The 26,165-nt window shown below is 70.9% G+C and carries 25 protein-coding genes; 14 read left to right on the forward strand and 11 right to left on the reverse strand.

Going from position 1 to position 26,165, the window contains the following annotated elements:
• Positions 1-194 precede the first annotated feature (194 nt).
• The 4 genes from BUE29_RS09750 to BUE29_RS09765 all read right to left on the reverse strand — a co-directional run bounded on the left by BUE29_RS09750 (position 195) and on the right by BUE29_RS09765 (position 5,156).
• Positions 195-896, reverse strand: a complete 702-nt coding sequence (locus BUE29_RS09750; protein WP_073389149.1) for a nucleotide exchange factor GrpE — start codon at positions 894-896, stop codon at positions 195-197.
• Positions 893-2,773: a molecular chaperone DnaK gene (dnaK, locus tag BUE29_RS09755; RefSeq protein WP_073389152.1), complete on the reverse strand. Its 1,881-nt coding sequence runs from the start codon at positions 2,771-2,773 to the stop codon at positions 893-895. The genes BUE29_RS09750 and dnaK overlap by 4 nt, the downstream gene beginning before the upstream one ends.
• A gap of 165 nt (positions 2,774-2,938) precedes the next feature.
• Positions 2,939-3,460: a hypothetical protein gene (locus BUE29_RS09760; protein WP_073389155.1), complete on the reverse strand. Its 522-nt coding sequence runs from the start codon at positions 3,458-3,460 to the stop codon at positions 2,939-2,941.
• Between the two features lie 43 nt (positions 3,461-3,503).
• Positions 3,504-5,156 (reverse strand): hypothetical protein, encoded by a 1,653-nt coding sequence (locus BUE29_RS09765; RefSeq protein WP_073389158.1) that lies wholly within the window; start codon positions 5,154-5,156, stop codon positions 3,504-3,506.
• A gap of 247 nt (positions 5,157-5,403) precedes the next feature.
• Here BUE29_RS09765 and BUE29_RS09770 point away from each other — a divergent pair, with 247 nt between their 5' ends.
• From BUE29_RS09770 to BUE29_RS09790, 5 genes are all read left to right on the forward strand, one after another.
• Entirely contained in the window at positions 5,404-7,716 is a 2,313-nt protein-coding gene (locus BUE29_RS09770) for a (Fe-S)-binding protein (protein ID WP_073389644.1), read from the forward strand.
• Between the two features lie 76 nt (positions 7,717-7,792).
• A complete protein-coding gene (locus BUE29_RS09775) occupies positions 7,793-8,335 on the forward strand; it encodes a SigE family RNA polymerase sigma factor (RefSeq protein WP_073389161.1) in 543 nt (180 codons plus the stop codon).
• Entirely contained in the window at positions 8,332-9,429 is a 1,098-nt protein-coding gene (locus tag BUE29_RS09780) for a hypothetical protein (protein ID WP_073389164.1), read from the forward strand. The genes BUE29_RS09775 and BUE29_RS09780 overlap by 4 nt, the downstream gene beginning before the upstream one ends.
• 127 nt (positions 9,430-9,556) lie before the next feature.
• Positions 9,557-11,914 carry a transglycosylase domain-containing protein gene (locus BUE29_RS09785; RefSeq protein ID WP_073389167.1) on the forward strand — a complete coding sequence of 786 codons (2,358 nt, stop codon included), beginning with the start codon at positions 9,557-9,559 and terminating at the stop codon, positions 11,912-11,914.
• A gap of 46 nt (positions 11,915-11,960) precedes the next feature.
• Positions 11,961-13,439 (forward strand): glycosyltransferase family 87 protein, encoded by a 1,479-nt coding sequence (locus BUE29_RS09790; protein WP_084180890.1) that lies wholly within the window; start codon positions 11,961-11,963, stop codon positions 13,437-13,439.
• Here the strand turns inward: BUE29_RS09790 and BUE29_RS09795 are convergent.
• Complete coding sequence (locus BUE29_RS09795; RefSeq protein WP_073389173.1) at positions 13,418-14,200, reverse strand: deoxyribonuclease IV; 783 nt, start codon at positions 14,198-14,200, stop codon at positions 13,418-13,420. The genes BUE29_RS09790 and BUE29_RS09795 overlap by 22 nt on opposite strands.
• 152 nt (positions 14,201-14,352) lie before the next feature.
• Between BUE29_RS09795 and BUE29_RS22455 the strand changes: the two genes are divergently transcribed.
• From BUE29_RS22455 to BUE29_RS09825, 6 genes are all read left to right on the forward strand, one after another.
• Positions 14,353-15,525: a hypothetical protein gene (locus tag BUE29_RS22455; protein WP_073389176.1), complete on the forward strand. Its 1,173-nt coding sequence runs from the start codon at positions 14,353-14,355 to the stop codon at positions 15,523-15,525.
• Positions 15,526-15,675: 150 nt separating this feature from the next.
• Positions 15,676-15,966: a 30S ribosomal protein S6 gene (gene rpsF / locus BUE29_RS09805; protein WP_073389178.1), complete on the forward strand. Its 291-nt coding sequence runs from the start codon at positions 15,676-15,678 to the stop codon at positions 15,964-15,966.
• Positions 15,967-15,968: 2 nt separating this feature from the next.
• Positions 15,969-16,478: a single-stranded DNA-binding protein gene (locus BUE29_RS09810; RefSeq protein WP_073389181.1), complete on the forward strand. Its 510-nt coding sequence runs from the start codon at positions 15,969-15,971 to the stop codon at positions 16,476-16,478.
• Positions 16,479-16,506: 28 nt separating this feature from the next.
• Positions 16,507-16,743, forward strand: a complete 237-nt coding sequence (gene rpsR, locus BUE29_RS09815; RefSeq protein WP_073389184.1) for a 30S ribosomal protein S18 — start codon at positions 16,507-16,509, stop codon at positions 16,741-16,743.
• 16 nt (positions 16,744-16,759) lie between these two features.
• A complete protein-coding gene (gene rplI, locus BUE29_RS09820; RefSeq protein WP_073389187.1) occupies positions 16,760-17,206 on the forward strand; it encodes a 50S ribosomal protein L9 in 447 nt (148 codons plus the stop codon).
• A gap of 289 nt (positions 17,207-17,495) precedes the next feature.
• Entirely contained in the window at positions 17,496-18,398 is a 903-nt protein-coding gene (locus BUE29_RS09825; RefSeq protein ID WP_073389190.1) for a DMT family transporter, read from the forward strand.
• Positions 18,399-18,409: 11 nt separating this feature from the next.
• Here the strand turns inward: BUE29_RS09825 and BUE29_RS09830 are convergent, their stop codons facing one another.
• Positions 18,410-19,420 (reverse strand): 1-aminocyclopropane-1-carboxylate deaminase, encoded by a 1,011-nt coding sequence (locus BUE29_RS09830; RefSeq protein WP_073389193.1) that lies wholly within the window; start codon positions 19,418-19,420, stop codon positions 18,410-18,412.
• A gap of 402 nt (positions 19,421-19,822) precedes the next feature.
• On the opposite strand from BUE29_RS09830, the gene dnaB reads away from it, so the two are divergent.
• On the forward strand, positions 19,823-21,208 hold the full coding sequence (gene dnaB, locus BUE29_RS09835) for a replicative DNA helicase (protein WP_073389196.1): 1,386 nt from the start codon (positions 19,823-19,825) through the stop codon (positions 21,206-21,208).
• A 112-nt stretch (positions 21,209-21,320) separates the two neighbouring features.
• On the opposite strand, the gene BUE29_RS09840 is transcribed toward dnaB, so the two are convergent.
• From BUE29_RS09840 to BUE29_RS09850, 3 genes are read right to left on the reverse strand one after another with little or no spacing between them, the layout of a single operon-like run.
• A complete protein-coding gene (locus tag BUE29_RS09840; protein WP_073389197.1) occupies positions 21,321-21,830 on the reverse strand; it encodes a hemerythrin domain-containing protein in 510 nt (169 codons plus the stop codon).
• Between the two features lie 47 nt (positions 21,831-21,877).
• Entirely contained in the window at positions 21,878-22,270 is a 393-nt protein-coding gene (locus BUE29_RS09845) for a PRC-barrel domain-containing protein (protein WP_073389198.1), read from the reverse strand.
• Positions 22,267-24,084, reverse strand: a complete 1,818-nt coding sequence (locus BUE29_RS09850; protein ID WP_084180893.1) for a chloride channel protein — start codon at positions 24,082-24,084, stop codon at positions 22,267-22,269. Before BUE29_RS09850 ends, BUE29_RS09845 begins: the two co-directional genes overlap by 4 nt.
• Positions 24,085-24,239: 155 nt before the next feature.
• Between BUE29_RS09850 and BUE29_RS09855 the strand changes: the two genes are divergently transcribed.
• Both BUE29_RS09855 and BUE29_RS09860 read left to right on the forward strand, forming a co-directional pair.
• The gene (locus tag BUE29_RS09855; RefSeq protein WP_200800118.1) at positions 24,240-24,743 is read left to right on the forward strand and encodes a MarR family winged helix-turn-helix transcriptional regulator; all 504 of its coding nucleotides are present in this window, start codon (positions 24,240-24,242) and stop codon (positions 24,741-24,743) included.
• A gap of 234 nt (positions 24,744-24,977) precedes the next feature.
• Complete coding sequence (locus BUE29_RS09860) at positions 24,978-25,322, forward strand: hypothetical protein (protein WP_200800119.1); 345 nt, start codon at positions 24,978-24,980, stop codon at positions 25,320-25,322.
• Between the two features lie 86 nt (positions 25,323-25,408).
• Here the strand turns inward: BUE29_RS09860 and BUE29_RS22460 are convergent, their stop codons facing one another.
• Together BUE29_RS22460 and BUE29_RS09865 are read right to left on the reverse strand one after the other, a co-directional pair.
• Positions 25,409-25,579 (reverse strand): hypothetical protein, encoded by a 171-nt coding sequence (locus tag BUE29_RS22460; RefSeq protein WP_159440856.1) that lies wholly within the window; start codon positions 25,577-25,579, stop codon positions 25,409-25,411.
• Between the two features lie 63 nt (positions 25,580-25,642).
• Positions 25,643-25,948: an STAS domain-containing protein gene (locus BUE29_RS09865; RefSeq protein WP_159440857.1), complete on the reverse strand. Its 306-nt coding sequence runs from the start codon at positions 25,946-25,948 to the stop codon at positions 25,643-25,645.
• Positions 25,949-26,165: the final 217 nt, after the last annotated feature.

Below are 26,165 nucleotides of genomic sequence, written 5' to 3' on the forward strand. Positions count from 1 at the left end.
ACGTCCGGTCGACGCTCGACCTGCGGACCTGGCGGACGGAAGAGCGTGTCCGCCTCTGACGGTCCGCAGGTCGACCGTCGACCGGCCGCAGCGGTTCGGGACGGACTGGCTCCCCGGCCGTCAGGGCGAGGACACGCTCTTCCGTCCGAGCAGGCCGGGGAGACGGTCGGTCCCGAACCGCTGCAGCGACATCGTCAGTTGCTCTGCTGGGGTTGCTCTGCTGCGTCGTCGGCCTCGGTCGTGTGGCGTTCGGCGCCGGCGGTGGCGTCCTCGATCGCGTCGGCGACCTCCGGGCCCGCGCCGCCGACCGGGTCGCTGACCCCGACCATGGCGGGACGGACGAGCCGGTCGCCGAGCAGGTAACCCTGCCGCATGACCGTGGTGCAGGTCGGCACCGTGACGGCGTCGCTCTCGTCGTGCATGACGGCCTCGTGCCGGGACGGGTCGAACGGATCGCCTACCTCGCCGAACGCGGCCACGCCGAGCTTGCCGAAGACGGCGTCGAGCTTGTCGGCCACCGCCTTCAGCGCGCCGGTCAGGTCGCCGTGCGCCTTGGCGCGGTCGAGGTCGTCGAGCACCGGGAGCAGCTCGGTGACGACCTTGCCGGTCGCGACCTCCCCTGCCGCCAGCCGCTCGCGCTCGGCGCGTCGCCGGTAGTTGGTGTACTCGGCCGAGAGCCGCTGCAGGTCCTCCAGCGGGACGGTGGGCACGTCCGGTTCGGCCTGCGTCGACGGTGCCGCTGTCTCGTCGGCCGACGGGGCGGCGTCCGCGGGCGGGCCGCCCGCGGCCGGAGCCGCGGGCGGAGCGTCGTCGTCGATGCGGATCTTGCGGTTGTCGGTGAAGCGGATCGGTGGCTCCTCCGGCTCGGCCGGGCGAGCGCCTTCTGCCGAGGTCACTTGTTCTCCTCAGCCGGTCCCTCGTCCACGACCTCGGCGTCGACGACGGTGTCGTCGCCCGCGTCGGCCGGCTTGGAGAAGTCCGGGCCGGCGCCGGCACCGGCGGCACCGCCGGCGGCGTCGGTCTCGGCCTGCGCCGCCGCGTACATGGCGCCGCCGGTCTCGGTCGCGAGCGTGGAGAGCTTCTCCTGCGCCGCCTTGATGCCGTCGTAGTCGGCGCCCTGCAGTTGCGTGCGCAGCTCCTCGAGCGCGGCCTCGAGCTCGGTCTTCTTGTCGGCCGGGATCTTGTCGCCGTTCTCGGTGAGGAACTTCTCGGTCGTGAACTGCAGCCCCTCGGCGGAGTTGCGGACCTCGGCCTGGTCGCGACGCTCGGCATCCTCGGCCGCGTGGGCCTCGGCGTCCTTCATCATCTGGTCGATCTCGTCCTTGGTGAGGCCCGAGCCGCCGGTGATCGTCATGCCCTGCTCGCGGTTGGTGGCGCGGTCCTTGGCCGACACGTGGACGATGCCGTTGGCGTCGATGTCGAAGGTGACCTCGATCTGCGGCACGCCGCGGGGCGCCGGCGGCAGGTTGTCCAGGTCGAAGACGCCGAGGCGCTTGTTGTAGGCCGCGATGTCGCGCTCGCCCTGGTAGACCTGGATCTGGACGCTGGACTGGTTGTCCTCGGCGGTCGAGAAGATCTCCGAACGCTTGGTCGGGATCGTGGTGTTGCGCTCGATCAGCTTGGTCATGATGCCGCCCTTGGTCTCGATGCCGAGGGACAGCGGCGTGACGTCGAGCAGCAGGACGTCCTTGACGTCGCCCTTGAGCACGCCGGCCTGCAGGGCCGCGCCGACGGCGACGACCTCGTCGGGGTTGACGCCCTTGTTGGGCTCCTTGCCGCCGGTGAGCTCCTTGACCAGCTCGGTCACGGCCGGCATGCGGGTGGATCCACCCACGAGCACGACGTGGTCGATCTGGCCGAGACTGATGCCGGCGTCCTTGATGACGTTGTTGAACGGCTGCTTCGTGCGCTCGAGCAGATCGCTGGTGATCTTCTGGAACTCGGCGCGCGAGAGCGTCTCGTCCAGGAACAGCGGGTTCTTCTCGGCGTCCTGCGTGATGTAGGGCAGGTTGATCGAGGTCGACGACGACGAGCTGAGCTCGACCTTCGCCTTCTCGGCGGCCTCGCGCAGCCGCTGCATCGCCATCTTGTCCTTGGTCAGGTCGATGCCGTGGCCGCTGCGGAACTTGTCGACCAGCCAGTCGATGATGCGCTGGTCCCAGTCGTCACCGCCGAGGTGGTTGTCGCCGTTGGTGGCCTTGACCTCGATGACGCCGTCGCCGATCTCGAGCAGCGACACGTCGAAGGTGCCGCCACCGAGGTCGAAGACGAGGATGGTCTGGTCGGTCTCGCCCTTGTCGAGGCCGTAGGCCAGCGCGGCCGCGGTCGGCTCGTTGACGATGCGCAGGACGTTCAGGCCGGCGATCTGGCCGGCCTCCTTGGTGGCCTGGCGCTGCGCGTCGGAGAAGTAGGCGGGGACGGTGATCACCGCGTCGGTGACGTCCTCGCCGAGGTAGGACTCGGCGTCGCGCTTGAGCTTCTGCAGCACGCGGGCGCTGATCTCCTGGGGGGTGTAGTCCTTGGCGTCGATCTTGACCGTCCAGTCGCCCTCGCCGATGTGGCGCTTGACCGAGCGGATGGTGCGGTCGACGTTGGTGACGGCCTGGCGCTTCGCGACCTCACCGACGAGGACCTCGCCGTTCTTCGCGAACGCGACGACGCTGGGGGTGGTGCGGGCGCCCTCGGCGTTGGCGATGACCTCCGGCTCGCCGCCGCTCAGGACGGCGACGGCGGAGTTCGTGGTGCCGAGGTCGATGCCGACGGCTCGTGCCATGTCTGGTGCTCCTTCGTAGCTGGGTACGGGTGGAAATCCGTGGTTCGGGTCGTACGGCCCGCTGACTCAATACTGGTCAGGTCGTCGGGCTCATGTCAAAAGAACTGAGTGGGGCCGACTCAACTTCCAAGACGGGCGGTGACGTCCGTCACGCCCGGCTCGGGGTCAGGCCGGGGTGTCGTCGGTCGTCAGGCCGCGCTCGGCCGCCTGCAACCGGGTGGCGAGCTCGGCGCGGGCCTGCTCGGCGGCGGCCAGGGCCGTCGCCAGCGCCTGCTCCCCGTCGGCGACGGCGGCGAGCTCGTCACGCGCCCGCCGGCGCAGGTCGTCGGCCCTGGACCGCTCCCGTGCCGCGGCCTCGTCGGCACCCACCCGGTCCGCGGCGACCTCCGCCAGCTGCGTGCGCATCTCGTCGAGCTCGGTGGCGATGCGGCCGCGCTCGTCGCGGGCGCGCAGGAGCGCCTGCTCGGCGTCGTCGACTCGGGCCTGCAGCGCGCGCTCGCGCTCGCCTGCCGCGGCGTCCGCCCGGGCCGCGGCGTCCTGCTCGGCCGCGAGGGCCTCGGCGAACTCGCGCCGCTGCTCGTCGAGGCGGCGGGCCGCGTCGGCGCGCTCGGCCGCGAGGGCCTCGGCGAACTCGTCGCGCAGGGCGTCGAGCTCGGCCGTGCCGTCGGGCTGGGCTGGGGTCGTCACGTCGGGAACGTACCCGCCGGCGGGCCTGCTGACGCGGCCGTCGTCAGCGCAGCAGGCCGCGCAGGCTGCCGCTGAGCTCGTACGTCCCCGCCCGGGGAGTGGTCATCGTCGTCCAGTCGGAGCCGTCGTCGCCGATCCGCGCCACGACCTCGGGGCGCGAGGTGGTCGGCCGCCGCCCGGACCCGGTGGCCGGGACGAGGCTCGCCTGCAGGAACTTGGAGTACCGCACCCGGACGGCGATGCGGCAGGCGCAGGGGACCGACACCGACATGGTCGACTGCGTGTGCCGGACGATGCGGGCCGGGGCGCCGACGATCGGCGTGGGGTTGCCCACGCGGTAGAGCTTCCAGTCCGGGGAACGCCAGACGAGTCGCAGGTAGCGCGGTGTGCGGGACCGTACGAGGTCGTACTCGGGGTACGGGCCGACCGACGCGGCGGGCAGCGCGACGTAGCCGACGGCGTTGTTGTCCAGCCACAGCTTGTACGTGATCGGGGCGAGCGGGTCCTGCTTCAGCGACTGGTTGAGCGCGCTGTCCTGCTGCGTCTCCCACCCGCGGGCCAGCATCGCGTGGTCGAGCAGGGCGTCGTAGCCGGCGTGGGCGCCGTGGTTGACGACCTCGACCCGGTAGTTGGACAGGTCGCCGATCTGGTCCAGGCGGTCGGCCAACGGGCGGTAGTACTCGACCGAGGACACCGGCCGGGCCGAGTTGCGCAGGTCCGCGACCGTGCCGGACGCGCCGGCGATCAGCGCCGGCGCGACCAGCAGGGCGGCGATCCGGACGGGGCGACGGGTCGTCGCGAGGACCACGACGGGCAGGCAGAACCACACGAAGCGGGCGAAGTTCGAACCCATGCCGTTCGGCACCGCCCACAGCACGACGATCGCCGCCGCGGACCACAGGATCGTCGTGCGGACGTGGTCGGGCGGGGTCGCGGACCACAGCAGCGCGAGCAGCACCAGCAGTTCGAGCGCGAGCCACGCCGAGAACGGCTCCGGCCCCGGCGTGCCGAAGACGACGGCCACCGCGACCAGCGCGACCAGGGTGGCGCCGACCGCCCACGCGATGATGGGCCGCCACGCCCGGGTGCGGGTGGTGAGGAACGTCCCGGACAGCCCGATGACGAGGAACGCACCCGACACCGGCGAGGCGAGCATGCTGGCCAGCGTCAGCGCCACCGTCAGCGACCGGTTGCGACGCCGCAGCGCGATGACCGCGCCGATGGCGAGGGCCGCGCCGAGCAGGAACGGCACACGGCCGCTCCAGAGGTTGGCGACGGCCGCGCACGCGACGGCCCAGGCCCCGGCGAGCGGGTAGCGGGTGCGGCGGACGGCCAGCGTCCCGATCGCCGCCACCGCGACCGCGGCGAGCGCGCACAGCAGCTCGGTGCCGACGAGCGCGGCGAGCGGGGGCGTGACGACCGAGTAGGTGCCGGGCGTGCTGCCGCCGCCGAACCAGCCGAACCAGTAGGTGAGCCCGACCCCGTCGTGGACGGCGGCCGCGCGCGCCCGGGCCGCCCACAGGTCGTTGACGTCGGGGCGGACGAGGAAGAAGGCCACCGCGTTGAGTGCGGTGACGACGGTGGGCAGCGCCGCGGCGAGCGAACCGCGGGTGAGCCGACGTCGTGCGACCGGTCGGTCGACGGCCGACGACGGGGTCGTCGGCGCCGACGCCTCGGCGGTCACGGTGGCGGACATCGGTTGGCATGGTCCCACAATGCGGGCGTCGCAGCCCGCTGCTTTCGGGCCCGCGCTCAGCCGGCAACCGCCCGCGTCGTACCGTGCGGAGGAACCGCCGGACGACGGGTGGCCCGCGGCGATGCGGTGGGCCAGGCCACAGCGCCGCCGCGAAGTGGTTACCGGTCGGTAATAACGAATAGTCTCGGGCGAGTTGCCTCGCACCCGACGCAAGGAGACGCGCGTGCAGCAGACCGTCACGGACGTCATGGCGGAGAACTGGTTCGTCGACTGGGAGTACCACCCGGTCGGGTGGTGGCGGATCGGCATCGCCGTCGCGATGCTCGTCGTCACCGTCGCGATCGCCGGCCGTCGCATCGCCTGGCTGGTGCGCCTCATCCGCTCGGGCAAGAAGGACGACTCGCGCCTCGAGGGCATCGAGCAGCGCGCCCGCGACCAGGTCGTCGAGGTGTTCGGCCAGAAGAAGCTGCTCAAGTGGAACGTGCCGGGCGTCGCGCACTTCTTCACGTTCTGGGGCTTCATCGTCCTCGGCGCGACCATCGTCGAGGCCTACGGCGCCCTGATCGTCAGCCGCGACTTCGCCTTCCCGATCTTCGGACGGGCCCGCTGGTTCGGCTTCCTCGAGGACTTCTTCGGCCTCGCCGTGCTGCTGGGCATCGTCTACTTCGCGATCAACCGGCTGCGCAACGCGCCGGAGCGCAAGAAGCGCGACAGCCGCTTCTACGGCTCGCACAACGGGCCGGCGTGGATGGTGCTGGGCTTCATCGCCCTGGTCGTCGTGACCCTGTTCATGTACCGCGGCGCGCAGTCGGCCTCGGGGCACTTCCCGTGGGGCGACTCCAAGGCGCCGTTCGTGTCGTGGGCGATCGGCAAGGCGCTGCCCGACGGCGCGTACCTCACCGGCTTCGAGACGTTCTGGATCATCGCCCAGATGGCGGTCATCTTTGCCTTCTCGGTGCTCGTCGTGTACTCCAAGCACCTGCACATCGGCACGGCACCGCTGAACGTCCTGACCAAGCGCGAGCCGAACGCGCTCGGCCCGCTGCTCCCGGTGAAGGACGACGAGGGCAAGGCGATCGACTTCGCCGACGTCGAGAACCTCTCCGAGGACACCGTCTTCGGCAAGGGCAAGATCGAGGACTTCACGTGGAAGGGCTACCTCGACTTCGCGACCTGCACCGAGTGCGGTCGGTGCCAGTCGCAGTGCCCGGCGTGGAACACCGGCAAGCCGCTGTCGCCGAAGCTCGTGATCATGAACCTGCGCGACCACCTGTTCGCGAAGGCGCCGTACATCTTCGGACGCGAGGTGCCGGAGGACGCCGAGCCGAGCTTCTCCGACGAGGGCGTCGAGCACGTCCACGGTGTGCCCGAGTCCGGCTTCGAGCGCGTCCAGGGCTCCGGCATCGAGCAGGCGCTGCGCCCGCTCGTGGGCGACGCGGCCTCCGGCGGCGTCATCGACCCCGACGTGCTGTGGTCCTGCACCACCTGCGGCGCCTGCGTCGAGCAGTGCCCCGTCGACATCGAGCACATCGACCACATCGTCGACATGCGTCGCTACCAGGTGCTCATCGAATCCGCGTTCCCGTCCGAGGCCGGCGTCATGCTGCGCAACATCGAGAACAAGGGCAACCCGTGGGGCATGTCCAACAACGGCCGCAGCGAGTGGTTCAGCGACCTGTCCTTCGAGGTGCGGCAGGCCGAGCCGGGCACGAAGCTCGACGCCGACATCGAGTACCTGTTCTGGGTCGGGTGCGCCGGCGCGCTCGAGGACCGTTCCAAGAAGGTCACCGTCGCGTTCGCCGAGCTGCTGCACACTGCGGGCGTCGAGTTCGCGGTGCTCGGCCAGGGCGAGTCGTGCACCGGTGACCCGGCGCGTCGCCTGGGCAACGAGTTCCTGTTCCAGATGCAGGGCATGCAGAACGTCGAGACGCTGAACTCGATCGAGCGGGCCGGGCCGCTGAAGATCGTGGCCACCTGCCCGCACTGCTTCAACACGATCGCCAACGAGTACCCGCAGCTCGGCGGCCACTACGAGGTCGTCCACCACACGCAGCTGCTCGGCAAGCTCGTCGACGAGGGCAAGCTCGTCCCCGTCGAGACCGTCGACAAGAACGTCACCTACCACGACCCCTGCTACCTCGGCCGGCATAACAAGGTCTACACGCCTCCTCGTGAGGTGCTCGGCGCGATCCAGGGCCTCAAGAGCCAGGAGATGCACCGCTGCAAGGACCGCGGCTTCTGCTGCGGCGCCGGCGGCGCACGCTTCTGGATGGAGGAGAAGCTCGGCAAGCGCGTCAACGTCGAGCGCACCGAGGAGGCGTTGAGCTGGGACCCGGACGTCATCTCGACCGCCTGCCCGTTCTGCATGGTCATGCTGTCCGACGCCGTCGCGGCGAAGGTCGGCGAGGGCGAGGCCCGCGAGGACGTCGCGGTGCTCGACGTCGCACAGCTGCTGCGCCAGTCGCTCGGCGCACCGCCGGCCCCGCCGGCGGCGGAGACCGTCGACGACCCCGCACCCGACCCGGACCCGACGCCCGACCCGGAGCCCGCGGCCGGCTGAGGCAGACGCGCCGTGCCACAGTTCGTCCCTCCGTCGCGTTAGAGAGCCGGCAGCTCTCGACGACGGAGGGACGGACATGGGATCCGCGGCGGACTTCGACGCGTACGTCCAGCAGCACGGCGACGCGCTGCTGCGCTTCGCGGTGACGCTGACCGGCGATCCTCGCCTCGCCGAGGAGATCGTGCAGGACGTGCTGCTCCGGGCGTTCCAGCGCTGGGAGCGAATCACGGTGCTGGAGCGCCCGCACGCCTACGTCCGGCGCATGGTCGTCAACGAGCACGTCTCGTGGCGCCGGCGTTGGTCGCGGCTCGAGCCGCGCGCCGAGGTCGAGCCCGCGGTGGCGGTGTCCGACGACGGCGCCAGCCGCGACGACCGCGCCGAGCTCGTGGCCGAGATCGTGCGGCTGCCCAGAAGGCAGCGCGCGGTGCTCGCGATGCGCTACTTCGAGGATCTGCCCGACGACGAGATCGCGGCCGCCCTGGGCTGTTCGAGGGCGACCGTGCGCAGCATCGCCGCCCGCGCGCTCGCCGCGCTGCGCGTACGGATGACCGAGGCGGACCCGAGCGACCCGCACCCGTCGCGCGATCCCGCTCCCCGAGCCAAGGAGGCAACCCGATGAGGACCGTCGACGATCTCGAGGCCGCGTTCGCGGACCTCGCCGCCACCGCCCCCGACGCGGCGTTCCTGACGCGGCCCGCGGCGACGGCCCGGCCCGGCCCGCGACGGCGGCGGGTGGCCCCCGCCGTCGCCGCGCTCGCCACCGCCGCCGTCGGTGTCGTCGTCGTGGCGACCCTGCACGCGGACCGCCGCCCGGTGCCCAGCTCCGGTCCGGGGACGGTGCAGCCGCTGCGCTCGCCCCGGGTGGACGAATCGGTCGACACCACGTTCCGCTTCACCGCGGACGCGCCGGCGGGCGGTCGCACCGTCGTGTCCTACGCCGCGGACCGCGGCGGCCAGCAGCTCGAGTTCAGTCGGCCGCCGACGGGTCGCCGCTGCGTCACGAGCGGTGATTCGCGGGTCGTCGATCCGTACTGCCGGCGGGTGGCGGTCGTGACGCTGTACTACGCGGGGACGCCGCGGTACGCCGACTACGGGCCCTTCTCCCTGCGGGAGGTGCACGACCGGCGCCCGGCGCCCGACGTCGACGGTCATCGCGCCGTCTACGGCCGGCTGGGCTCGGACACGATCGTGAACGCACGTTCGGTCGGCAGCCGCCCGCGGCTGTTCTGGGAGTACGCGCCCGGTGTCTGGGCCTCGGTCCAGGCCGCCACGACCGCCGCGGAACACGCGGTGGCCGAGTCGGTGCGGCCGGCGGCGGTCACCGTGCGCACCCCGGTCGCGTTGGTGCCACGGCAGCGCGAGTACCTCAACATCTACGCCGACGAGCACTCCACGGCGGGCGGGAGCTACGAGATCATGACGCCCGGCAGCTCCGGTTTCGTCGCGAGCGTCGACTGGGGCGACGCCGCCGTACTGACCGGGAACGCGGTGGGCGAGGATCCGCGGCCCGTCGTCGTCCACGGCCGCACCTGGACCTTCAGCGAGACGGTGGGCGCCGCGACGGCCGAGCTGCGCGTCGCCGGCGTCCCGATGCGGGTCAGCGGTTACGTCGGGATGAGCCGGGCCGCGCTGCGGGCCATCGTCGAACGGGTCGAGATCGCGCCCGATCCCGGTCATCGCGGTACCTGGTTCGACGCGAAGGTGCTGCGCTGAGCTTCGGCCGTCGTTGCTGAGACGTCCCTGCTTCGAGGTGAGCCCTCCCAGGTACGCCGGTTAGCCTCCAACTGGCAATCAGCAACGACAGTGCTTCAGCAACGACAGTGCCTCGGAGGTCGATCACGTGGCCGACTCGCGCGCGCCGCGACGCCGACCCAGCCCCACCCGGGCGCAACCCGTCGACGACTGGAACGACGGCGACTACGAGGACGCCGGATTCTTCGCCACCCGCTGGCACAAGCGCTCGCTGCGGCGCCGGCGGACGAAGGCCCGCGTCGCGGCGATGTCCCGCCGCCGCCGCTTCGGCCGGCGCGTGATGATCCTGTCGACCTGGGCGCTCGGCCTCGTCGCGTCGCTGATGGTGGCCGCGATCGTGCTCTTCTACACGCTCACGGACGTCCCGCGGCCCGAGGACCTGCCCCGTCCGCAGGTCGCCACGATCCAGTACTCCGACGGCTCGACGCTCGCGCGCATCGGCACCGAGGACCGCACGAACGTCCACCTGAGCCAGGTCCCCGAGCACGTGCGGTGGGCCGTCCTGGCCGCCGAGGACCGCAACTTCTACAGCGACTCCGCGATCTCGATCCGGGGCACGGCGCGGGCCGCGCTGTCCAACATCTCCGGCGGCGACACGCAGGGTGGCTCCGGCATCACGCAGCAGTACGTGAAGAACGCCTACTCCAGCGTGGGCACCGAGCGCACCGTGTGGCGCAAGCTCAAGGAGCTCATGATCGCGGTCAAGCTCTCGCGCGAGTACAGCAAGGACCAGATCCTCGAGTACTACCTCAACACCGTCTACTTCGGCCGCGGCGCGTACGGCATCCAGGCGGCGGCCCGCGCGTTCTTCGGCCGCGACGTCGAGAAGCTGACCACCGCGCAGGGCGCGGTGCTGGCCGGTCTGCTGCGAGCGCCCGCGTACTACGACCCGTTGGAGAACAAGACCGCGGCGGTCGCGCGCTGGCAGTACGTCCTCGACGGCATGGTGAAGACCGGTCACCTGACCGGCGAGCAGCAGGTCGCGATGAAGTTCCCGAAGACGCAACCGCTGCGCGGCAACGGCATCGGCGTCACGGGCTGGAAGTACCTGCTCAAGGACGCGGTGCTGGCCGAGCTCGCCCGCAACGGCATCAGCGCCAGGAAGATCGCCGAGACCGGGGCCGTCATCCGCACGACCATCGACAAGAAGGCGCAGAGCGCCGCGCTGACGGCGATCCGGCAGAACTTCAGCGACCTCACCAAGAAGCAGCGCAATCTGAAGAACGCGCTGGTCGCGATCAGGCCGGACGACGGCGCCGTCCTCGCCTACTACGGCGGCAGCGGCCCGGACGTGAAGGGCTACGACGGCAAGGTCGACTACAACGACTACGCCACGCGGGGCACCCGCCCGCCGGGTTCGTCGTTCAAGCCGTACGTCCTCGCCACCGCGCTGACCGACACCGTCGAGCAGGCCGAGGGCAAGGCGCACTACACGATCAAGAGCAAGGTCGACGGCAGCTTCTGCCGCACGATCGAGGGCACCAAGATCTGCAACGACGACGGCGACCGCTACCTCAGCGGGCCCGCGGTCAGCCTGTCCAACGCGATGAAGTACTCGCTGAACACGACCTTCGACCTGCTCGCGTCCGAGACCGGGCCCGACGACGTCGCCTCGATCGCCCACCGGCTCGGCATCTCCTACACCGACCCGAACGGCAAGAAGACGCTCGTCGACGACAAGGGTCGGACGACGTTCGGCATCGGCATCGGCGACTACCCCGTCACCGTCCTCGACCAGGCGAACGGGTACGCGACGCTGCAGAACCGCGGCATCCGCAACGAGGCGCACCTGGTGTCGAAGGTGACGAGCTCCGACGGCGCCCCGCTGTACAGCTTCGCCGGCAAGCGTTCGCAGGCCGTCGACAAGCGAGTGGCCAACGACGTCACGCTCACGCTGGAGCCGATCGCCGGCTACACCGGGGTGGGCCTCGCGAACGGTCGGCAGTCCGCCGCGAAGACGGGCACGGCCGGGGTGAGCGGCCGGTCGAAGGACAACAGCGACGCATGGATGGTGGGCTACACACCGCAGGTGAGCGCCGCGGTCTGGGTCGGGACGGGGTACTCCAAGCCTATCTACAACTCCGCCGGCAACCCGCTCTACGGCAAGGGCCTGCCGGCGCAGACGTGGAAGACCTTCATGGACACCTACCTGCGCGGCTCGAAGAAGATGTCCATGGCCGAGGACCAGCAGGTCGCCGCGAACGGCAAGAAGCCGGCGCCGAAGCCGACCTACACCGCGCCGGTCTACACGCCCTCGCCGACCGACAGCTCCGACGAGACGTCGACGAGCCCGAGCACCGAGGCGCCCAGCACCACCGCCGCGCCGTCCACCACCAGCCCGCCGTCGACGCCGAGCCGCACCCGGACGCGCACTTCCTCGCCGACGCCCACGAACACCTGCGGCGGGCTGCTCGGCCGGCCGTGCTCGACATCGCCCGGCGGTTGACCGACGGCGTGATCCGGCCCGCGGGCTGCAATGCCAGGATGGCGCGGTGACCAGCGTCGCCGAGGGCCCGCGACCGGACGACGCCCCCGCCCGGCTGCCGAGCCGCACCGACCCCATGGCGTGGCGGGCCGCCCGCGCGCTGGGCGGCGCCTGGGGGCGCCACGCGGGGGTGGGACGGCTGTCGTGGTGGACGCCGCTGCGCTGGCTGCTCGCGATGACGCTCGCGACGCTCATCCTCGGTGTCATGCAGAAGGCGCCGTGCGCGACCGGCGCGTGGACGGGCAGCAAGCAGTATACGCACTTCTGCTACTCCGACGTCATCCCGCTGTGGTCCGACGAGCGGCTGGACGTCGGCGGGGTGCCCTACCGCGACACCAAGGTCGAGTACCCGCTCCTGACCGGCGGCTTCATGTGGCTGACCGCCGAGCTCACCCGCGGTGTCTCGGCCATCGCCACCGACGCCGACCAGCTGGTGGTGTTCGGCGCGCTGACGATGCTGCTGCTGTCCGTCTGCGCCCTCGTCGTCACCGTCGCCACCGCACAGACCGCACGGCGTCGGCCGTGGGACGCCGCGATCTTCGCGCTGTCACCGCTGCTGATCTTCCACGCGTTCTCGAACTGGGACCTGCTGGCTATGGCGTTCGCCTCGGGGGCGCTGTGGGCATGGGCCCGGGGCAAGCCGGTGCTGGCCGGAGCGCTGATCGGGCTCGGCACGGCCGCGAAGCTGTACCCCGTCTTCCTGCTCGTCCCGTTCGTGATCCTGGCGATCCGCACCGGGCGGTACCGCGACACGGTGTGGACGGTCCTCTCGGCCGGATTCGTGTGGCTCGCGGTCAACGGGCCGGTGGCGGTCGCGTACCACGACGGGTGGTGGGAGTTCTACCGCTTCAGCATGGAGCGCCCCACCGAACGCTCGACGGTGTGGGCGATGGGACGGCTGCTGGCCGTCGGGTCGGTGGGTGACGCCGACGCTCCGAACTGGGTCCCGCCGGGGACGGCGGTGGCGCTGCTGCTCGTGGGCGTGCTCGGGGCAGTCGCCTGGCTCGCGCTGACGGCCCCGCACCGGCCGCGGGTGGCGCAGCTGGCGTTCCTCTGCGTGCTCGCGTTCCTGCTGACCACCAAGGTGTGGAGCCCGCAGTACTCGCTGTGGCTGGTGCCGCTGCTCGCGCTCGCCCGGCCGCGCTGGCGCCTGGCGCTGATCTGGCAGTTCGTCGAGGTCGTGGTCTGGATCCTAACGCTGACCGTGCTGCTCGGGCTGAGCGTCCCCGACCACGGCATCAGCTACGGCTGGCTCATGCTCGTCCTGATCGTCCGCGACGTGCTGCTGCTCGTGCTGGCCGGCCTCGTGGTGCGCGAGATGTGGTGCCCCTGGCTCGACGTCGTGCGGGTGGACGGCTCGGACGATCCCGGCGGGGGCGAGTTCGACGGGGCGCCGGACGCCACCTGGCGGACCCGGCGGCGGGCAACGGTCGAGCCTGCGGTTCAGACCGAGGAGCCTGCGGTTCAGACCGACGAACGCAGGTAGGCGACGTCGTCGCCCTGCCCCTCGGCGGGGGTCTCGACGACCACGTCGCTGCCGGCCGCCCGGCAGATGTCGGCGATCGCCGCGGCGTCGATCGTCCCGGTGCCGAAGTTCGCGTGCCGGTCGGCGCCGGAGTCGAAGGCGTCCCGGCTGTCGTTGGCGTGCACGAGGTCGATGCGGCCGGTGATGCCCCGGACGCGGTCGACGATGTCGTCGAGCTCCTCGCCGCCGGCGAAGGCGTGGCAGGTGTCCAGGCAGAACCCGGCCCCGAGCCCGCCCACGGCGTCCCACAGCATCGCCAGCCGGTCGAAGCGGCGCGCCACCGCGTTCGTCCCGCCCGCGGTGTTCTCGATGAGCACCGGCAGCCCGAACCCGCCGTCGTTCTCGGCGTAGGCGAAGGTCTTGCGCCAGTTCTCGACCCCGACCGCGGGGTCGTCGGTCTCGGCGAGATGACCGCCGTGCACGATGATGCCCTTCGCGCCGAGCGCGACGGCGGCCTTCGCGTGCTGGGCGAGCAGCTTGCGGCTGGGGACCCGGATGCGGTTGTTGGTGGTGGCCACGTTGATGCGGTACGGCGCGTGCACGTAGACGGCGAGCCCGCTTGCGCGGATCGCGTCCGCATGGGGGTGCTCGCCCGGCGCCTTCCAGGCCTGCGGATCGGTGAGGAAGAGCTGGACGGCCTGCGAGCCGGTCGTCTCGGCGAAGGCGACGGGGTCGTCGGACCGGACGTGCGCCCCGATTGCGACGGGGGTCTTCGTGGGCATGATGGGCACAGTACGACTGTGGCGTGAGGCACGTGTTCGCCCGTACCCAGGGTGGGCGCGGTCTCGTTGTACTGGACGTCACAGGTATTCTGGGCGCCGATTCCGGACCTTTCTCCCGTACCGGCGGGCACGAGGATCGCGAGGAGCATTCGATGACGGGGCGACGGGGCAACGCTGCCACCCACGCGACGGCCGTTCGGCCGCGCCCGAAGCTGCTGGCCGGGATCGCCGCCGGTGCCGTCGCGGCAGCGTCCGTGGCCGCTGCCGTGCTCGCGACCTCGGCGCCGGCGAACGCCGCGCCCAAGCCGAACTACCACGCGGGCAAGGACACCGCCACGTTCACGGCCCTCGGCGTCCTCGACCGCAACTGCCTGGTCTCCGCCGGCGGCAGGGCCATCTGGATCAAGCCCGGCGACAAGATCGACTTCAAGTCGACGCTGGCCGGGATCGACACCAACCAGCTCGCGCTGCCCGGCCTGCTGAACGACCTGACCGGCAAGATCGCCGGGCTCAACGTGACGGCGAAGATCGGCAAGGGCAGCAGCGCGCAGACGGTCAAGGTCGCCGGCGGCAAGACCACGACGTTCCCGTCGTCCGGGCAGCAGGCGCTCGGCAAGGGCGATCACAAGATCAGCTGGACCGTCACCAGCGTCGCGCTCGTGCCGGGTCTGCTCAAGGCATCCGTCCCGCTCAGCTCCAGCGCCCTGAAGTCCGGCGCGAAGCTCAGCTGGAGCGGCGTCGTCCACGTCACCAACAGCGCGCCGAAGTGCAAGCTCGGCGTGAGCGTGCCGAAGGTCGAGGCCTCGGTGGGCCGCGTCAAGGTCAAGGTCCCGCAGCGCGACGTGAACGTGCCGGGCACGCTGCCGAACAAGCTGCCCTCGGCCGGCGACCTCACCAAGCTGCCGGGCAAGGTCGAGAAGGCCACCAAGGGTGCCGCCAAGCCGAAGTCCTCGAGCTCCGCACGCAGCACCGGCTCGGGCTACGAGCTGCCCGGCAAGTCCGTCCCCGAGCAGGTCGTCCCGAGCGGCGGCGGTGCCGCGGGTGACTACGCCGGCGGCGGCGGGGGCGGCGGCTTCAACGGCCTGGTGCCCAACAGCGGTGGCGGCGCGGGGGTCGACTCGTCCACCCTGCAGCAGGCCGGCGCCGGCACGGCCAAGAGCGCCAAGGACAGCGACGCGATGAGCCCGCAGACCGTCGATCTCGCCGCCGAGCAGGCCGGCTCGGGCTCCAGCCAGCTCCCGGTCGTCCTCGCCATCCTCGCGATCATCGCCCTCGCGCTGGTCGCCGGCACCTACGCCCGGCTGTTCCTGGTCAAGCGCACCTGACCGCGCTCGCGCGACCCGGCGGATTTCGGGTTGGGGCGCGGCGCCGGGTATCGTGAACGGGTTCGCCCGCTCCCGCGTCCTGCGGTGGCGGGCCACCTCCTGCCGCGGACCGTCCGCGGCCGACCAGTCCACAGGAGGACGCGTACACCCATGCGTCATTACGAAGTCATGGTCATCCTCGACCCCACCCTCGACGAGCGGACGGTCGCCCCGTCGCTCGACCAGTTCCTGACGGTGGTGAAGAGCGACGGCGGCAGCGTCGACAAGGTCGACGTCTGGGGCCGGCGCCGGATGGCGTTCGAGATCAACAAGCACAGCGAGGGCATCTACGCCATCGTCGACCTGCAGGCCAATCCGGCCGCCGTGCAGGAGCTCGACCGGCAGCTGAACCTCAACGAGAACGTGCTGCGGACCAAGGTCCTGCGGCCGGATCAGCGGTAGGCATGGCCGGCGAGACCGTCATCACCGTCGTCGGGAACCTGACCGCGGACCCGGAGCTGCGCTTCACCCCGTCCGGCGCCGCCGTCGCGAGCTTCACCATCGCCTCGACGCCGCGGCAGTTCGACCGCAACAGCAACGAGTGGAAGGACGGCGAAGCGCTGTTCCTGCGCTGCTCGATCTGGCGCCAGGCGGCCGAGAACGTCGCCGAGTCGCTGCAGCGGGGCATGCGCGTCGTCGCGCAGGGCCGGCTCAAGCAGCGCTCCTTCGAGACCCGCGAGGGCGAGAAGCGCACCGTCATCGAGCTCGACGTCGAGGAGATCGGCCCGTCGCTGAAGTACGCGACGGCCAAGGTCAACCGCACCTCGCGCGGCGGCTCGTCCGGCGGCGGCTTCGGCTCCTCGGGCAGCAGCGGCGGCAGCGGTGGTGGCTCCGACAGCGCCCCGTCCGACGACCCGTGGGGTTCGGCCCCGTCGTCGGGCAGCGGCGGCTTCTCCGACGAACCGCCTTTCTAACCCCTCACTTCCCGGAAAGAGAATTCGCATGCCCAAGCCTCCGGTTCGCAAGCCGAAGAAGAAGCAGAACCCGCTCGTCGCGGCCAAGATCGACTACATCGACTACAAGGACACGAACCTGCTCCGCAAGTTCATCTCCGACCGCGGCAAGATCCGCGCGCGTCGCGTCACCGGCGTGACCGCCCAGCAGCAGCGACAGATCGCCAAGGCCATCAAGAACGCCCGCGAGATGGCCCTGCTGCCCTACACCTCGACCGCCCGCTAAGGAGGCGAGAGATCCGATGAAGCTCATCCTGACCCGCGAGGTCGCGGGGCTGGGCCTCGCCGGCGACATCGTCGAGGTCGCCGACGGCTACGGCCGCAACTTCCTGGTTCCGCGCGGTGCCGCCATCACGTGGACGAAGGGTGCCGAGAAGCAGATCACGCAGATCAAGCGTTCCCGCGACGCCCGCGAGATCCGCGACCTCGGCCACGCCCGCGAGATCAAGACCGCGCTCGAGGGCCTGTCCGTGGCGGTCGGTGCCCGTGCCGGCAGCGACGGCCGACTCTTCGGCTCCATCACCGCGGCCGACGTCGCCGGCGCCGTGAAGAGCGCAGGCGGCCCGACGCTGGACAAGAAGCGCATCCAGATCGACGGCCACATCAAGTCGACCGGCACGCACACCGTCACCGTCGACCTGCACCCGGACGTCATCGCGACCATCCCGGTCCAGGTCACGGGCGTCTGAGTCCCGCCTCGCACCTTCGGAGCCCGGCCCCCGTTCGCGGGCGGCCGGGCTTCGTCGTCCCCGGGTCGTCCCTGGGTCTCCCCGCTGGTGCTCGCTCTCGGGTGGCCGGCCCGAGCACCAGCGGGGAAAGGCCCCCTGGGTCTCCCCGCTGCTGCTCGCTTTCACGTGGCGCAGCCGACCACCAGCGGGGAGAGCGAGCACGTCCGGGGAAAGCACACGGCCCGGCCCCGGGAACTCGATGTCCGAATTCCGCTTGTCCGTGACCCCGCATCGTGGGCATCGTCGTGCTGTGCCCCCTCGCAATCTCGCGCCCGCCGCCGCCCTTGTCACCGTGCTGCTGTGGGCGTCGGCGTTCGTGGTGATCCGCGCCGCCGGGGACGCGTTCTCGCCGGGTTCCCTGGCGTTCCTCCGGCTGCTCGTGGGGACGGCCGCGCTCGGCCTGCTGGCGGTGCGCTACCGGCGCCCGGTGCCGCGGGGTCGAGCGCTCGGGTACGTCCTCGGCTACGGCGTGCTGTGGTTCGCCGCGTACACGGTGGTGCTGAACTGGGCCGAGCGGCATCTGGACGCGGGCACCGCGGCGCTCCTCGTCAACATCGCGCCGATCCTGGTGGCGGTGGTGGCCGGCGTCGTCTTCGGCGACGGCTTCCCGCGGCCGCTGGTGCTCGGCCTCGTCGTCGCGTTCGCCGGCGTGGTGGTCATCGCCGTGGGTGGTGACGACGGCGGGGTCGCCGACTCGCTGGGCATCGTCCTGGGCGTCGTCACCGCCGTGCTGTACTCGGCCGGGGTGCTGCTGCAGAAGGTGGCCCTGCGGACGGTGGACGCGGTGACGGCCACCTGGGTGGCGTGCGCGGCGGGGCTGGTGGCGACCGTGCCGTTCGCGCCGCAGGCGGTGGGCGAGATCGCCGACGCACCGGCGGGCGCCGTGGTCGGCGCGGTCTTCCTCGGGCTGGGGCCGACGGCCGTCGCCTTCACCACCTGGGCCTACGCGCTCGCCCGCACCGACGCCGGGCGCATGGCGGCCACGACGCTGTGCGTGCCCGCCATCGCCGTCCTGCTGTCGTGGGTGACGCTCGGCGAGGTGCCGACGGTGTGGGGGCTGCTCGGTGGTGTCCTGGCCCTCGCCGGGGTGGCGATCAGCCGGCGGCGGCCGCGCGTCGCGCGGCTGGAGACCGAGCTGCAGCCCGTCCGGTGAGTGCCGCGGCCTCAGCTGCGGAACAGCGCGCTATAGGCGTTGAGCGCGGGCTGGCCGCCGAGGTGGGCGTAGAGGACGGTCGAGTCGCGGCCGATCTCGCCGGTCGTCACGAGGTCGACGAGCCCGGCCATCGACTTCCCCTCGTACACCGGGTCGATGATCATGCCTTCGAGCCGGCCGGTCAGCCGGATCGCGTCGAGCGTGGACTCGACGGGGATGCCGTACGCGTCGCCCGCCCAGCCGGGCAGGACGGTGATCTCGTCGTCGCGCAGCGCCCGGTCGAGCCCGATCAGCTCGGCGGTGTTGCGTGCGATCTTGGCGACCTGGGCGTGGGTCTCGGCGAGCTTGGCCGACGCGTCGATGCCGATGACGCGGCGGGGACGATCCTGGCCCGCGAAGCCGGCGATCATCCCGGCGTGCGTCGAGCCGGTGACGCTGCAGACGACGACGGTGTCGAAGAAGACGCCGAGCTCGCGCTCCTGCGCGGCGACCTCGTCGGCCCAGTTGGCGAAGCCGAGACCGCCGAGCGGATGGTCCGACGCGCCGGCCGGGATCGGGTAGGGGACGCCGCCGTCGGCCTCGACCTCGGCGAGCGCCTGCTCCCAGCTGGACTTGAAGCCGATGCCGAAGCCGGCCTCCACGAGGCGCACGTCCGCGCCCATGATCCGCGACAGCAGGATGTTGCCGACCCGGTCGTTGACCGAGTCCGGCCAGTCGACCCAGCTCTCCTGCACCAACCGCGCCTGCAGCCCCAGCTTGGCCGCCACCGCGGCCACCTGCCGGGTGTGGTTGGACTGCACGCCGCCGATCGAGACGAGGTGGGTGGCGCCCTTGGCCAGCGCGTCGGGGACGAGGTACTCCAGCTTGCGCGTCTTGTTGCCGCCGTAGGCGAGGCCGGAGTTGCAGTCCTCGCGCTTGGCCCAGATGCGTGCACCGCCGAGGTGCTCGGACAACCGCTCGAGCGGGTGCACCGGGCTCGGCCCGAACAGCAGGGGGTAGCGGGGGAAATCGCCGATCGACACGCCGGGGTTCCTCTCGTGGAGCTCGCTGCATTCCTAGCGCATGGCCGCCCGGGCCGAAAAGGGGCGACCGGACGTTCGCGCGACAGTCGCGGTACGCGACGCCGGAACTTTCTTCGGTCCACAGCCGGGGGACGACGCAGCGCCCGTGTTCCGGGGCCTCCGGCGCGAGCCCGGCATTCGTCCACAGGCCCGTCCACAGCTGTGTGAACAGCCCGCTCGGCGTTTCCCACAGCTTGTCCACGGCGTGGTGCACAAGGCGAGTTGGAGTCCGTGCGACGCTGCCTCTAACGTCTCGCACGGCACGCCGACGAGTACTGCATCTCCTGCCGTCCCTGATCTTGCGATCCCTCTCGTATTCGCCGGCGCGTTCGAATATCCTGGGTGGATGAGAGGGTCGAAACGATGACGGTGGTCGACGACGCGCGCGGGCGCAACGGCGCCGGCGCTGCCGAGTTCGACCGCACGCCGCCGCAAGCCGTCGAGGCCGAGCAGTCGGTCCTCGGCGCCATGATGCTGAGCAAGGACGCGATCGCCGACGTCGTCGAGGTCATCCGGCCGGGCGACTTCTACCGGCCCGCGCACCAGCTCGTCTACGACGCCGTCCTCGATCTCTATTCGCGCGGCGAGCCGGCCGACGCCGTCACCGTCTCGGCCGAGTTGACTCGGGGGGGTCAACTCGGCCGGGTCGGCGGCGCGCCGTACCTGCACACCCTGATCTCGATGGTGCCCACCGCGGCCAACGCCGGGTACTACGCGCAGATCGTCGCCGACCGCGCGACGCTGCGGCGGCTCGTCACCGCCGGCACCCGCATCGTCCAGATGGGCTACGACGCGTCGTCCGGCGACGGTGAGGACTCCGGCGCCATCGACGACGTCGTCGACCGCGCCCAGGTCGAGATCTACGACGTCACCGAGCGGCGCGCGACCGAGGACTACGTCCACATCGAGACGTTGCTGCAGTCCACCCTCGACGAGATCGAGAAGATCTCGGCCACCGGCGGCATTGGCACCGGTATACCGACCGGTTTCCAGCAGCTCGATGAGATCACCAACGGCCTGCACCCGGGGCAGATGGTCACGGTCGCCGGCCGGCCGGGTAGCGGCAAGTCGACGCTCGCCCTCGATTTTGCGCGTTCCTCCGCAATCAAGAACCAGAAGCCCACGGCCATCTTCTCCCTCGAGATGGGCAAGCTCGAGATCATGATGCGGCTGTTCAGCGCCGAGGCCGGCGTGGCGCTGCAGAACATGCGCTCGGGTCACATGAGCGACCAGGACTGGCGGCGTCTCGCGCTGCGGTCGTCCGAGCTGGCCGAGGCGCCGCTGTTCATCGACGACTCGCCCAACCTGACGATGATGGAGATCCGGGCCAAGGCCCGCCGGCTCAGCCAGCGCCACGACCTGCAGCTGATCGTCATCGACTACCTGCAGCTGATGACGAGCGGCAAGCGGGTCGAGTCGCGCCAGCAGGAGGTCTCCGAGTTCAGCCGCGCCGTCAAGCTGCTGGCCAAGGAGCTCGACGTCCCCGTCGTCGTCCTGTCGCAGCTCAACCGTGGCTCCGAGCAGCGCACCGACAAGAAGCCCATGCTCTCCGACCTCCGCGAGTCCGGCTCGATCGAGCAGGACTCCGACGTCGTGGTCCTCGTCCACCGCCCGGACCTCTACGAGCCCGAGACCGAGCGCGCCGGCGAGGCCGACCTGATCATCGCCAAGCACCGCAACGGCCCCACCGCCACCGTCGCCGTCGCCTTCCAGGGCCGTTACTCCCGCTTCGCCGACATGCCCAGCTGACGACGACGGCATTCGTAACGAGCGAGGTCCGCACGTCTTGTTTGCGGCACGGCTGTCGGTCGTCGGAGTCTCGACGTCGGCGCCGAACGGGAGCAGCGGGTCTGGCACTGGATCACCGATGGACCTGCTCGCCTCCGTGGATGGCCTTGCGAGAACAGGTCAGCAGCGCGCTCAGCGTTCGATCTGCTGGCAGGTGTATGGCGCAGTCGCCCGCGGCGAGCCGGGTGGCGTTGTCCATGCGACGGGCTTGACGGACGCCCAGTTCGATGCACAGCTCCGCGAACTCCATGGCCTCCTCCGCTTGCATGTGAGCGAGCAGGGACGATCGCAGGTTCGCGACGCCCGTCATGAAGGCCGACGAGTCGGCGTCGGTGGCTTCGAGGGCGGTGACGACCTCGAATATGGCTCTTTCCTCGGCGAGCCGCCGGGCGACGACGGCGGCGCCGTCCGCCAGCTCGACCGCAGCGCGAGGATGGACGATTTCCTGTTCGGTGGTCTCGTGGACCGCGAGATGACGACGCAGCTGGTCGAATGACGGCCAGCGGGTCTCCGCGTCGGCGGCCATCAGGGCGTCGAGCAGGGTCTCGATCTCGCGATGTTGGGCCTGCAGGTGAGCGACCACCGTCGCCGCCGACCAGGCGGGGTGATGACGGCCCGTCCCGTGGACAGTTACAAGGATCCCCAGAACGGCGGGTAGGCGTAGTAGGCGTACAGCTCGCTGTAGGCGGCGGGGGCCGGCACCACCTCGGGGTCGTACCGCGGGGCTCCGGCAATGCGCTCATGGGTCTGATCGATGTGGACGACGTCGTCGGTGATGCGTGCAATGGCTTCGACGGGCACGAACGAGGCGGTGGCGCCGATGCCCAGGACGCCGCCGTGTTCGATGCGCAGCATGCGGACCCTGTGATGGGTCTGGTCCACCAGCAGGTTCTGGATCCGGCCGAGCTGTTCGCCGTTCCGGTCGAGGACTCGCCGGCCGCGGATGTCCTCGTCGTCGGACGAGAGGGTTTGGCCCTGGTCGCTGAGTTTGACCAAGATGTGGTGAGCGGATCCAAGACTCATGATGTCGTTCTCCTGTCGATGGCGGTCGAATCGTCGTGGGATCGGGGTGCCGGCATCCCGGGGTCCGGGCCGGCAGCGTTGAGCGAAGCTCCGATGGGAAGAGTTCCGCTGCTGAGGACCAGGAGCAGATCGCGGTGCCGTATCCACCCGGTGATCGCGTTCTCGGAGTCGACGACGGGGACCGCTCCGGCGCCGCGTTCCAGTTCGTGCAGGACGACGCCGAGTGGTGTTTCCGGCGTAACGGGGGTGGTCGTCGTTGTCAGCGAGCGAGCGGTCGTCGTCTCGCCGGCGGCCAGCGCGTTGATGACGTCGACCGCCGCAAGGACGCCGAGGTAAGTTCCGCGGTCGTCGGCGACCGGGAGATGGCTCTCGGCGGAGTCGGCGAACATCGCGGCGCCGTCCTCGAGGCGCAGACTCTCACGCACCGCGGTGGGGGGTGCGGTCATCACGTCCGATGCCGGCCTCCGGCGCAGTGCGGCGTCGGCGGGCTCGTCGATGTCGATCCCGCGGCGGAGGAGCTTGCGGGTGTACACGGTGTCGTGCGAAACGAAGTGGCTGACGCCGGCGGCCAGCACGATCGCGAGCATGAGCGGCAGGATGATGGTGTACTCACCGGTGAGTTCGAACAGGATGACCACGGCCGTGATCGGCGCCCGGGCGGCACCGGCGAAGACCGCGCCCATGCCGATGAGCGCGTACGTTCCGATGGATCCTGCGGTATCGGGTGCGATCGCATGCGCGGCGTCCCCGAACACGGCGCCCGTCATCGCACCGCAGAACAGGGCGGGAGCGAAGACCCCGCCCGACCCGCCGATACCGATGGTGACGCTGCAGACGAAGAGCTTGCCGACGAGCAGGGCGACGAGGAACGCCACTCCGTAGCCGCCGGCCACGGCCCTGCCGAGCACGGGGTAACCCACGCCGTACATCTCGGGCAGTGCGAGCAGCAGGCCGCCCAGGAGCAGCCCCCCGACGGCGGGCCGCGCCCACTCCGGACCCCGCCAGACCCAGTCACAGACGTCCTCGACGGCGTAGAGCACGCGGGAGAAGGCGACACCGGTCAGGCCGGCGATGAGCCCGAGCACCGCGAAGAGCGGGTACTGGGACACGTGGTCTACGCGGAACGCGGGCAGGGACAGGAACGGGTTGTCGCCGAGGACGGACCGGCCGACGACGCTGGCGGTGACCGAGGAGAGCACGACCATGCCGAACGACTCGGTGGCCCACTCCCGGAGGATGATCTCCATCGCGAAGAAGACGCCTGCCAGCGGCGCGTTGAACGTCGCGGCGATACCTCCGGCCGCGCCGCAGGCGACGAGGAGCCTGGTGCGCTGCTCTCCCAGCCGGCAGACCTGGCCCAGCGTGGAGCCGAGCGCGGATCCGATCTGGACGATCGGTCCTTCGCGCCCCACCGATCCGCCACCGCCGATGCACAGCGCGGACGCCAGGGCCTTGACGACGGCGACCTGCGGCCGGATCCGCCCCCCATTGCGGGCCACCGCCACCATGACCTCGGGCACGCCGTGTCCGCGGGCCTCGCGTGCGAACAGATATATCAACGGTCCGTACAGCAGCCCGGCCACGACCGGCGTCAGCACGACGAAGTACCGGCCGAGAAACGCGACGTGCGGATTCGCGACGTGGCCGAGACCGGCGTAGTCCTCGTGCCCGGAAAAGAGCCGGGTCAGCCCCTCGATCAGGTACCGGAACGCCACGGCGCCGAGCCCTGCCCCGCCGCCGATGAACAGCGACAGAACGACCAGTCTCAGCCGTTCCGAACGGGCAGCGCCCAGACGGGACGGGATCACTCGCATCACAGACACAATTGCATGATGCAATCTTTGCTAACATCAATGCAAACGACGGGGTCGACCGCGACGACGCTCGCGGCCCCGACCGAGCCGAAGCGCAAGGAGCGACGAGCCCATGACGACGATGCTCCGCGCGACGCGAACGATCTTCGGCCGGATTGGGCGCTGACGTGGGTCCTCCAGCAGCGGATCACCACCATGGCGACGACGAAGTCGTCGAGGCAGTGCTGCGCGCATCGCGTGTCCTCGTCGCGGTCTCGGTCAGGTCGTTGTCAGCGCTCGACGATGCGGTGACCCCCACGCAGTTCCGGACCCTGGTCGTGCTCGACGGTCACGACGGCGTGAACCTCAACCAGCTCGCCGACATCCTGGGTGTCAACGCCTCGACGGCGATGCGCACCATCGACAGGCTGCTCGCCGCGGATCTCGTCACGCGAACGGAGAATCCAGCCAACCGCCGTCAGGTGCTCCTCGGCCTCACCAAGCAGGGCGCCCGGCTGGTGGCGAGGGTGACCAGTCGCCGGCGCAAGGAGATCGCCCGCATCGTCGCCGCCGTCCCGGAGCGACAACGCGGGCCGCTCGTCGCGGCGCTCCGGGCTTTCGCCGACGCTGCCGGTGAGCCGGACCCCAGACCCGACGCCGTCTCGGTGTTGGGTTGGTGAGGCCGCCGACATGACCTGGTCACCCACACGAGCCTGCCGGCGCGATGACGCCAGCTTCGGCGGCGGGCGATGAGTGACAGCACCGCACTCAGCTGGCGATCACGGCGTGCTCGCGGTGCGGCCCCTACACGGCGCATCGAACTGGTACGCGCGGCGTGGGGCGGTCTGCTCCTCGCGGTCCCACACATGGTCCTCGGCCCTACGGAAGCCGGACGCGAGGACCGTCGGGCGGTCGTGGTCACCCGCATGCTGGGCGGCCGGCACCTGACGCAGGCTGCCCTGTCAGGCATCCGCCCGTCCTACGAGGTGCTTGCAATGTGGGTGTGGGTCGACGCCGTGCACGCAGCCACCGCAGCAGGCCTGGCCGGCAGCGACCGGGCTCGCGCGCGTGCTGCCCTTGTCGACACCGTCGTCGCTGCCGTGTGGGCACTGGCCGGCTATCACGATCTCAGCTCGGCACATCCGGCCGGAGACCGCCACCAGCGACGGCGCGACCAGCTCGCGCGAACCGTGTTGGACGTCGTACCCGGCGGGCGCCTGCTGCGCCGCCGACCCGACATCCACCGATCCAACTCGTGAGGAGGGTCACCCATGACCTCTTCGCCCGACGACATCCCTGAGATCCTCATGCCTCAGCGGTGGCAGACCAATGCAGCCGTGCGTACCTACGAGAATCGGCGCGTGAAGAGAAGCCACTCGACTCGACCGGCGAGGCGGGAGTTCAGGTAGCGGTCGGCGAGACTCTCCGGTTCGTCCTCGAACGCGCGCGCCGCGATCTCTTCCATCTCGTGACGCGTCATGGGTCGAAGCTTGCCGTCCTCGTCCATGGCGTACACGGCTGATGGTCCCTTGTCGTGGTCAGTCGGTGGGCAGGGCAAAGGTGCGTTGCCGTGTTTGCGTCAGGCCAGGCGGAAGTGATCCTGCAGGCCCGTCAGCTCAAGCAGCCGGAGGACGGTGGGGGAGGTGTTGAGCAGCGTCAGCTCCGACTTGTAGTCGCGGGTCAGCTCCTCCTGCGTGCGGACGAGCATGCCCAGCCCGACGGAGTCGATGAAGTCGACGCCGCTGAGGTCGATCGCGACGAGGGTCGCGCCCGCCTCGGCCTCGGCGGCCGCCGTCTCGTACACGCGGTAGGCCTCGCGGGCATCCATCGTGCCGTGCACGGTCAGGGTTGCGACGGAGTCGGCGCGGCGGGCGGTGATGTCCATGGTCACGGTGTGCCCGGCTCGACGATGCCGATCTCCTGCCGTTGCGACTCGGAGAAGCAGCGCTCCGCGCATCCTGCATGCCTGGAGTGACGCTCCGGCACGGGGCCGCGGCCGAGCCGTTGGCGACCAGGATCGACATATGGGGCAGCCCCGACGAATCGCGTCGGCACGCGTCAACCGACGTTAGAGTCGGCGCGGGCGGGGGCATATCCGCGCC

The organism is Jatrophihabitans endophyticus (assembly GCF_900129455.1).
In the GTDB taxonomy this organism is placed as follows: Bacteria; Actinomycetota; Actinomycetes; order Mycobacteriales; family Jatrophihabitantaceae; genus Jatrophihabitans; species Jatrophihabitans endophyticus.